The organism is Nonomuraea sp. NPDC004580 (assembly GCF_040609855.1).
Lineage (GTDB): Bacteria > Actinomycetota > Actinomycetes > Streptosporangiales > Streptosporangiaceae > Nonomuraea > Nonomuraea salmonea.
The window spans coordinates 20,687-27,902 of the sequence record NZ_JBEXLH010000092.1; the positions used below are offsets into that span (position 1 = coordinate 20,687).

The following is a 7,216-nucleotide window of genomic DNA, read 5'->3' on the forward strand; positions in this document are numbered from 1 at the left end:
CATGCCATCCACCCCGCACCCCACGCTCCGGCGTACGCTCGGCCTGCGGTCCGTCGTCCTGTTCGGGCTGGCGTACCTGACGCCGCTCATCGTGCTCGGCATCTTCGGCGTCGTCGCCGAGACCACGGCGGGCGCGGCGCCGTCGGCGTACGCGCTGGCGCTGGTCGCGATGCTGTTCACCGCGCTCAGCTACGGCCGGATGGCCGCCGCCTACCCGGTCGCCGGCTCCGCCTACACCTACGTCCGCCGCACCGTGGACGCCCGCGCCGGGTTCCTGGTCGGCTGGGCCGTGCTGCTCGACTACTTCTTCCTGCCCATGGTCATCTGGCTGATCGGCGGCTCCTATCTGGCGGCGCAGTTCCCCGGCGTGCCGACGCCGGTGTGGATCGTCGCGTTCGTCGTGCTCACCACCGGGCTCAATATGGCCGGCATCAAGGTCGCCGACCGCGCCAACTCGCTGCTCATGGTCTTCCAGATCCTCGTGCTCGGCTTCTTCGTGCTGCTCGCCGCCGGGCACCTCATCGGCGGCAGCGGGCCCGGGGCGCTGTTCGAGCTGACGCCGTTCACCGGCCAGGGCGCGAGCCTGTCCACGGTCGCCGCGGGCGCGGCCATCGCCGCGTACTCCTTCCTCGGCTTCGACGCCGTCACCACGCTCACCGAGGAGACCGTCGAGCCGCGCCGCACGATCCCCCGGGCGATCCTGCTGGTCGCGCTCATCGGCGGCGGCATCTTCGTCGTCGTCTCGTACGTCACCCAGCTCGTCCACCCGGGCGGCGCGTTCGCCGACTCCTCCGCGGCGGCCTCGGAGATCGCCCGGACCATCGGCGGCAGCCTGTTCGGCGCGGTCTTCCTGGCCGGGCTGGTGGTGGCCCAGTTCACCTCCGGCCTGGCCGCCCAGGCCAGCACCACCCGCCTGCTGTACGCCATGGGCCGCGACGCCGTGCTGCCCCGCCGGGTCTTCGGCTACCTGCACCCGCGCCTGCGCACCCCGGTCTTCTCCATCCTGCTCACCGGCCTGGTCGGCCTGATCGCGGTCAGGATGGACGTGGCCACCTCGACGTCGTTCATCAACTTCGGCGCCTTCACCGCGTTCGTGTTCGTCAACGTGGCGGTGATCGCCCACTACGTCCGCGAGCGCCGGGCCGGGCGGCGGCTCGGCGTGCTCGCGTACGCGGTGGCGCCGGCGATCGGCGCGGTCATCGACCTCTACCTGCTCACGCAGCTCGACGGCCACGCCATCACGCTCGGGCTGGTCTGGCTGGCCGCCGGCGCCGTCTATCTCGCCTACCTGACCCGGCTGTTCCGCGTCCCGCCGCCCGAGCTGGACTTCACCGAGCAGCAGGCCGCGCCGGTCAGCTCGGGCTGAACCACCGGCTGAGCGCCGCCTTCAGCCCGTCGGGGTCGTCACCGGCCCACGCCACGTAGCCGTCGGGGCGGATCAGCAGGGCGGGCGCGGGGGAGCCCGGGGCGGTCGCGGCGACCCGGCGTACCTCGGTCCAGGGCTCGGCGACGGCGGCCAGGGCGGTGCCGCCGGTCAGGTCGAGCAGCAGCGGGCGGGCGTCGCGCAGCAGCTCGGCCAGGCGCCTGACCTGGCCGTCGGCGGTGGTCACGTCGAGCGGCGGCGTGAACCGGCCGGTGGGCTCGGCCTGCCGGTCGCCGCCCATGTCATAGCGGACGTCCGAGCCCGCCACCAGGCCGGCCACCAGCCGCAGGTCGCCGGCGCCGGTCAGCAGCTCGGCGAACAGGGCGCGCAGCGCGGTGACGTCGTCGCCGGGCGCCAGCAGCGCGCTCGCCGCCCTGGTGTGCATGATGACGCGCTCGGCGCCGGCCCGCCGCTCGCTCTCGTACGTTGCGAGCAGGCCGTCCCCGGCGCTGCCGCGTACGACGGCGGCGAGCTTCCATGCCAGGTTGGCCGCGTCCTGGAGCGCGAGGTTCAGGGTCGGGCCGTGGCTGACGTGCGCGGCGTCGCCGGCGAGGAAGACCCGGCCGGCGCGGTAGCGCTCGGCGATCCGGTAGCTGCGGCCGGACATGCGGCGCAGCATCGTGGGCGCGCCCTCCGGCGGCGGGCTCTCCTTAGGATGCGCATGTGTATCTAGCGAGGGAGACCGTAGAGCAGACGCGATAAGATACACAAGTGAGTCCTGAGAGCGGTTCGCGGCGGCGGGGGGCCCGGCTGGAGGAGGCCATCCTCGACGCCGCCTGGCACGTGCTGGCCGAGCACGGCTACCACGGCTTCACCTACGAGGCCGTCGCCGCGCGGGCCGGCACCAGCCGTCCCGTCCTCTACCGGCGCTGGCCCCAGCGCGAGGACCTGCTGCTCGCCACCCTCACCACCTACTGGCGGCCGATCGAGATCCCCGACACCGGCAGCCTGCGCGACGACGCCATCGCGTTCCTGCGCAACGCCGACGCCGACAGGAGCGGCATGATCACGCTGATGAGCGTGCAGCTCGGCGGCTACTTCCACGAGACCGGCAGCAGCCTGTCGCGCCTGCGCGACTCGCTCCTGGAGTCCGGCAGGCCCGCCCCGTTCGAGACGATCGTGGGCCGCGCCGTCGCCCGGGGCGAGCTGCCCGACGTGCCGCGGCCGTCCCGCGTCGTCAATCTGCCGCTCGATCTGCTGCGCCACGACCTGTTCATGACGATGCGGCCGGTGCCGTACGAGAAGATCGTCGAGATCGTCGACGTGGTGTGGCTGCCCCTGCTGGGCGGGTGAATTTAATCGTTGGTACGGCGGTCGCCGCGCGGGCTAGGGTGGCTGCGTTCCGTGCCGGGAGGCCGTCGGCCTGCCCGTTCGAACCTGCAGGAGGGGAGCCGCCGGATGACGGCACAGCTCGTCGCACTCAGCTGGGACGCACACGACCCCGCCGCCCTCGCCCGCTTCTGGGCCGGCGTGCTGCGCTGGGAGAGCGCCGACGACCCGCGCGGCGGCGTGGCGTTGTCGCCGCCCGACGACACCGGCTTCCGCATCCGGTTCCAGCCGGCCGAGGCGGAGAAGATCGGCCAGAACCAGATCCACTTCGACCTCACCAGCGCCTCCCCCGACGCCCAGCAGGCCACCGTCGACAGGGCCCTGGCGCTCGGCGGCCGGCACATCGACATCGGCCAGGGCCCCGACGAGGACCACGTGGTGCTCGCCGACCCCGAGGGCAACGAGTTCTGCGTCATCGAGTTCGGCAACAAGTTCCTGGCCGAGTGCGGCTTCATCGGGGCGCTGTCGTGCGACGGCTCCCAGGAGGTCGGCTACTTCTGGAGCGCGGCTTTGGAGTGGCCGCTGGTGTGGGACCAGAACGAGGAGACGGCGATCCGCTCCCCGCACGGCGGCCCCAAGATCACCTGGGGCGGCCCGCCCATCGCCCCCAAGAAGGGCAAGAACCGCCTCCACTTCGACCTCGCCCCACCCGCCGGCGGGGACCAGGGGGCGGAGATCGAGCGCCTGCTCGCCTTGGGCGCGACCCGCATCGACATCGGTCAGGGCGATGTGGAGTGGGCCGTCCTCGCCGACCCGGACGGCAACGAATTCTGCGTCCTGCCCCAGTGAGTTCGGCGGGGGAGTTCAGTCTCTTGTGGCGGCGAGCTGGTCCGGCGGGTGTGTTCTGCGTCCTGCTGTGGTGAGCCGGCCGGGGCGTTGCGTGTTGCGCCGGTGGCCGGCCGGCTGTTGCGCTGCGTGTCGCCGGCTTGGTGAGCCGGGGCGATTCAGCGGGCGGTCATGCCGCCGTCGATCGCGAGCGCGGCGCCCGTGATGAACGCGGCCTCGTCGCTCAGGAGGAACGCCGCCAGCGCTGCCACCTCCTCCGGCTGGGCGATCCGGCCGACCGGGTGCATGGCGGCGGCCGCCCGCAGCGACTCCTCGGGGCTGGGGCCCAGGTTCGATCGGGTCAGAGGCGTGTCGACGCCGCCGGTGACCAGGGCGTTGATGCGGATGCCCGCCGTCGCCGTCTCAAGCGCGGCCGACCGGGTGAGGCCGATCACGCCGTGCTTGGCGGCGCTGTAGGCGGCCATACCGGGCTGACCGCTCGCGCCCGCGACGGAGGCATTGTTCACGATGGCTCCGCCGCTCCCGGACGCGCGCAGTGCCGGGATCTGGTGCTTGAGGCCGTAGAAGACGGTGGTGAGGTTCAGGGCCAGCTCGGCCTGCCAGGCGCCGGCGTCGATGCCGGTGAGCTCGCCCATCGCGGTGGCGGCGCCGACGTTGTTGAACGCGCCGTCGAGCCGGCCGTACCGGCTGACCGCCTGCCTGACCACCTCGGCGCCCTCGCTCTCGACGGTGACGTCGGCACGGACGAACGTCGCCTCGCCGCCCGCGTCACGGATGCCGGCCACCACCTCGTCGCCGGCCTCCTTGCCCCGCGCGGCCAGCACCACCTTGGCGCCTTCCGCCGCCAGCCGCTCGGCCGTGGCACGGCCCATGCCGGAGGTGGCGCCGGTGATGAGGATGACTTTGTCGGTGAAACGTGTGAACACGATGACTCCTGGTGATGAGTGAGAAATCCAAGGGGTTCGGGAAGGTGAGGGGAGCCGGTGGTGAGGAGGTGGGGCCGGTCGCTCACGAGACCCGGCCGGTTGGCGTGGCCGGTTGGCGTGGTCGGTTGGCGTGGCCGGTCGGCGGCGTGGTCAGAAGGTGAGGACCAGGCGGCCGCGTATTCCGCCCTTGGCGAGCAGACGGTGGGCCTCGGGGGCCTCGGCGGCGGGCAGGGTCGCGGCGACGCGCGGGGTCAGGACGCCTGCCTCGGCTAGGTGGAGGATTTCGTGCAGTTTGTCCGGGCGGTTCGTGTACTCGGGGACGAACACGGCGGCGATCCTGATGTCGCGGACGCTCTCGACGTGCTTGAATCCGGGCTCGCCCGGGCTGCGGAAACGCGCGTAGGTGCCGCCGTCGCGTACGGCGTCCAGCAGCACGGGACCTATGAGTGCCGTGTCCGCGACCGCCGACACTCCGTCAGGGAATGCGGCCAGGATGTGGTCGGCGACGTCGGTGCCTCTGGGCACGACCACGTGCGCGCCGAGCGAGCGCACGAGATCCTCGTCGGTGGGCGCGGCGTCGGCCACCACGGTCAGCCCCGCGTGCCTGGCGAGCTGCACGAGGTAGCCGCCGAGCATTCCGGCGGCTCCCGTCACCGCCAGCACCGAGCCCGGGGGGAGCGCCAGCAGGTCGCGCGCCAGGAGCGCGGTGAGGCTGTTCATGGGCAACGTCGAGGCCGCCGCGTGATCGATGCCGGCCGGAGCGCGGACGACCCGGGCGGCCGGCAGGACGACCTGCTCGGCGTAGCCGCCGGCGGCCGTTCCGATCGGGATGACCATCGCCATCACCGCCTCGCCCACGGTCAGGTCGGTGTCCGCGCCGGGGCCGATCTCGTCGATCACGCCGGCGGCGTCCATGCCGGGCACCCACGGGGGCGGTGCCCCCTCGAGGAACGGGGCGCTGACGCCGGCGCGCAGCAGCGTGTCGGAGGGGTTCACGGCGGCGGCGTGTACGCGTACCCGTACCTCGCCGGGGCCGGCGTGCCGTTCCGGTAGGTCGAGGACGCGCAGGACTTCAGGGCCGCCGTACTCGTATAGGCCGATCGCTTGCAAAGTCCCAGCTCCTTGGTGGTTCTTGTCGTATACCTAGTCCGTCACCGACACCCTCGCATCCCTCCTTGTACGGCCACAAGTAGGCACTTTGACCTGCCCTGGTATCACCAGGAGAACCAACTGCCTGTCGAAACCAGGTATCTGACGTATACTGCCTTCCATGTCACCACCCACTGCCGAGGTCGAGCTGGACGAGCAGGCCCGCCGCGCCCTGATCCGCGACGTGCTCGAACGCATCGGCGACAAGTGGTCCGTAGTGGTCATCTGCCAGCTGGGCGACGGCACGCGGCGATTCAACGAGCTGAGCCGGCTGAGCGAGCCCATCACCAAGCGCATGCTCAGCGCCACTCTGCAAGGGCTCGAACGCGACGGCCTGGTCTCGCGGACCGTCCATGCCACCAAGCCGCCGCGGGTCGACTACGCCCTGACCCCGCGCGGGAGCAGCCTCCTGCAGATCGTCCGCGACCTGGCCGGCTGGGCGGAGGAGAACGCGGCCGGCATCGTGGAGGCCAGGGCATCCTTCGCCGCGAAATGAGCTGAACCCGCAACTTCCGCCGCGCCTCACCGGTGGCGGCGGTGGCGTGCGGGGGCTCTGCGTGCGGGGGATATGATCGGCATCGAATGTTCGATGGCGATCGTACACATGGGGGATGGCATGGCACGGACGGTGCGCTTTCACGAGCTCGGCGGGCCCGAGGTGATGCGGCTGGAGGATGAGGAGCCGGGGGAGCCTGGCGTCGGTGAGGTGCGGGTGCGGGTCGAAGCGATCGGCGTCAACCGGGCTGAGGCGTTGTTTCGCAGCGGGCAGTACATCGAGCCGGTCAAGCGGCTGCCGGGCAGGCTCGGTAACGAGGCCGCGGGTGTGATCGAGGCGGTCGGCCCGGGGGTGAGCGAATTCGCGTCCGGGCAGCGGGTCAGCGTGATCCCCAACTTCTCGCAGAACGACTATGGGGTCTATGCCGAGCGGGCCGTCGTGCCCGTGACGTCGCTGGTGCCTCGTCCCGAGCAGGTGGACGCGGTTTCCGGGGCCGCCGTCTGGATGCCGTACCTGACCGCGTACGGCGCGATGGCCGAGGTGGCCCGCATGCGGGCGGGGGACGTGGCGGTGATCAACGCGGCGTCGAGCAGCGTCGGCCTGGCCGCCATCCACACCGCGGACCGGCTGGGCGCGCGGCCGTTCGCCGTCACCCGCACCCGCGCCAAGGCCCGGCAGCTGGCCGAGGAGGGCGCCGCCGAGGTCATCGTCTCCGACGAGGAGGACGTGACCGCGCGCGTACTGGAGCTGACCGGCGGCAAGGGCGCCGAGTACGTCTTCGACGCGGTCGCCGGTCCCGGCGTCGTGGATCTGGCGCGGGCCGTGGCGGCGGGCGGCACCCTGTTCCTGTGGGGTGCGCTGAGCGGGCAGCCGACTCCGTACCCGGGGTTCGAGCTGGGCATGCCGGCGCTCAACCTGCGCACGTACACGATGCTCGAGGTCGCCAAGGATCAGGAACGGCTACGCCGCGCGGCCGCGTTCATCACTTCAGGGCTGCGGGCCGGAGCGTTCCGGCCGGTGGTGGACCGGGTGTTCCCTCTGGAGCGGATCGTGCAGGCACATCAGCACATGGAGTCGAACATCCAGTTCGGCAAGATCGTCGTCACC

8 protein-coding genes are annotated in these 7,216 nt (G+C 72.0%); 5 read left to right on the forward strand and 3 right to left on the reverse strand.

Annotated features, from left to right (window positions below):
* The first annotated feature begins 1 nt into the window (after position 1).
* Positions 2-1,366, forward strand: a complete 1,365-nt coding sequence (locus ABZW11_RS43745; RefSeq protein ID WP_355431613.1) for an APC family permease — start codon at positions 2-4, stop codon at positions 1,364-1,366.
* On the opposite strand, the gene ABZW11_RS43750 is transcribed toward ABZW11_RS43745, so the two are convergent.
* Positions 1,353-2,030: an FAD-dependent monooxygenase gene (locus ABZW11_RS43750; protein ID WP_355431616.1), complete on the reverse strand. Its 678-nt coding sequence runs from the start codon at positions 2,028-2,030 to the stop codon at positions 1,353-1,355. The two genes, ABZW11_RS43745 and ABZW11_RS43750, sit on opposite strands and share 14 nt — an antisense overlap.
* Positions 2,031-2,134: 104 nt before the next feature.
* Between ABZW11_RS43750 and ABZW11_RS43755 the strand changes: the two genes are divergently transcribed.
* Together ABZW11_RS43755 and ABZW11_RS43760 are read left to right on the forward strand one after the other, a co-directional pair.
* Complete coding sequence (locus ABZW11_RS43755; protein ID WP_355431619.1) at positions 2,135-2,716, forward strand: TetR/AcrR family transcriptional regulator; 582 nt, start codon at positions 2,135-2,137, stop codon at positions 2,714-2,716.
* Positions 2,717-2,821: 105 nt separating this feature from the next.
* Complete coding sequence (locus tag ABZW11_RS43760) at positions 2,822-3,541, forward strand: VOC family protein (protein WP_355431622.1); 720 nt, start codon at positions 2,822-2,824, stop codon at positions 3,539-3,541.
* A gap of 155 nt (positions 3,542-3,696) precedes the next feature.
* Here ABZW11_RS43760 and ABZW11_RS43765 read toward each other — a convergent pair whose 3' ends face one another.
* Together ABZW11_RS43765 and ABZW11_RS43770 are read right to left on the reverse strand one after the other, a co-directional pair.
* On the reverse strand, positions 3,697-4,464 hold the full coding sequence (locus ABZW11_RS43765) for a glucose 1-dehydrogenase (RefSeq protein WP_355431625.1): 768 nt from the start codon (positions 4,462-4,464) through the stop codon (positions 3,697-3,699).
* A gap of 150 nt (positions 4,465-4,614) precedes the next feature.
* The gene (locus tag ABZW11_RS43770) at positions 4,615-5,574 is read right to left on the reverse strand and encodes an NADP-dependent oxidoreductase (RefSeq protein ID WP_355431628.1); all 960 of its coding nucleotides are present in this window, start codon (positions 5,572-5,574) and stop codon (positions 4,615-4,617) included.
* Between the two features lie 160 nt (positions 5,575-5,734).
* Between ABZW11_RS43770 and ABZW11_RS43775 the strand changes: the two genes are divergently transcribed.
* Both ABZW11_RS43775 and ABZW11_RS43780 read left to right on the forward strand, forming a co-directional pair.
* Positions 5,735-6,109 (forward strand): helix-turn-helix domain-containing protein, encoded by a 375-nt coding sequence (locus ABZW11_RS43775; RefSeq protein ID WP_355431631.1) that lies wholly within the window; start codon positions 5,735-5,737, stop codon positions 6,107-6,109.
* A gap of 120 nt (positions 6,110-6,229) precedes the next feature.
* A partial coding sequence (locus tag ABZW11_RS43780; RefSeq protein WP_355431634.1) for a zinc-dependent alcohol dehydrogenase family protein occupies positions 6,230-7,216 on the forward strand: 987 nt, incomplete at its 3' end.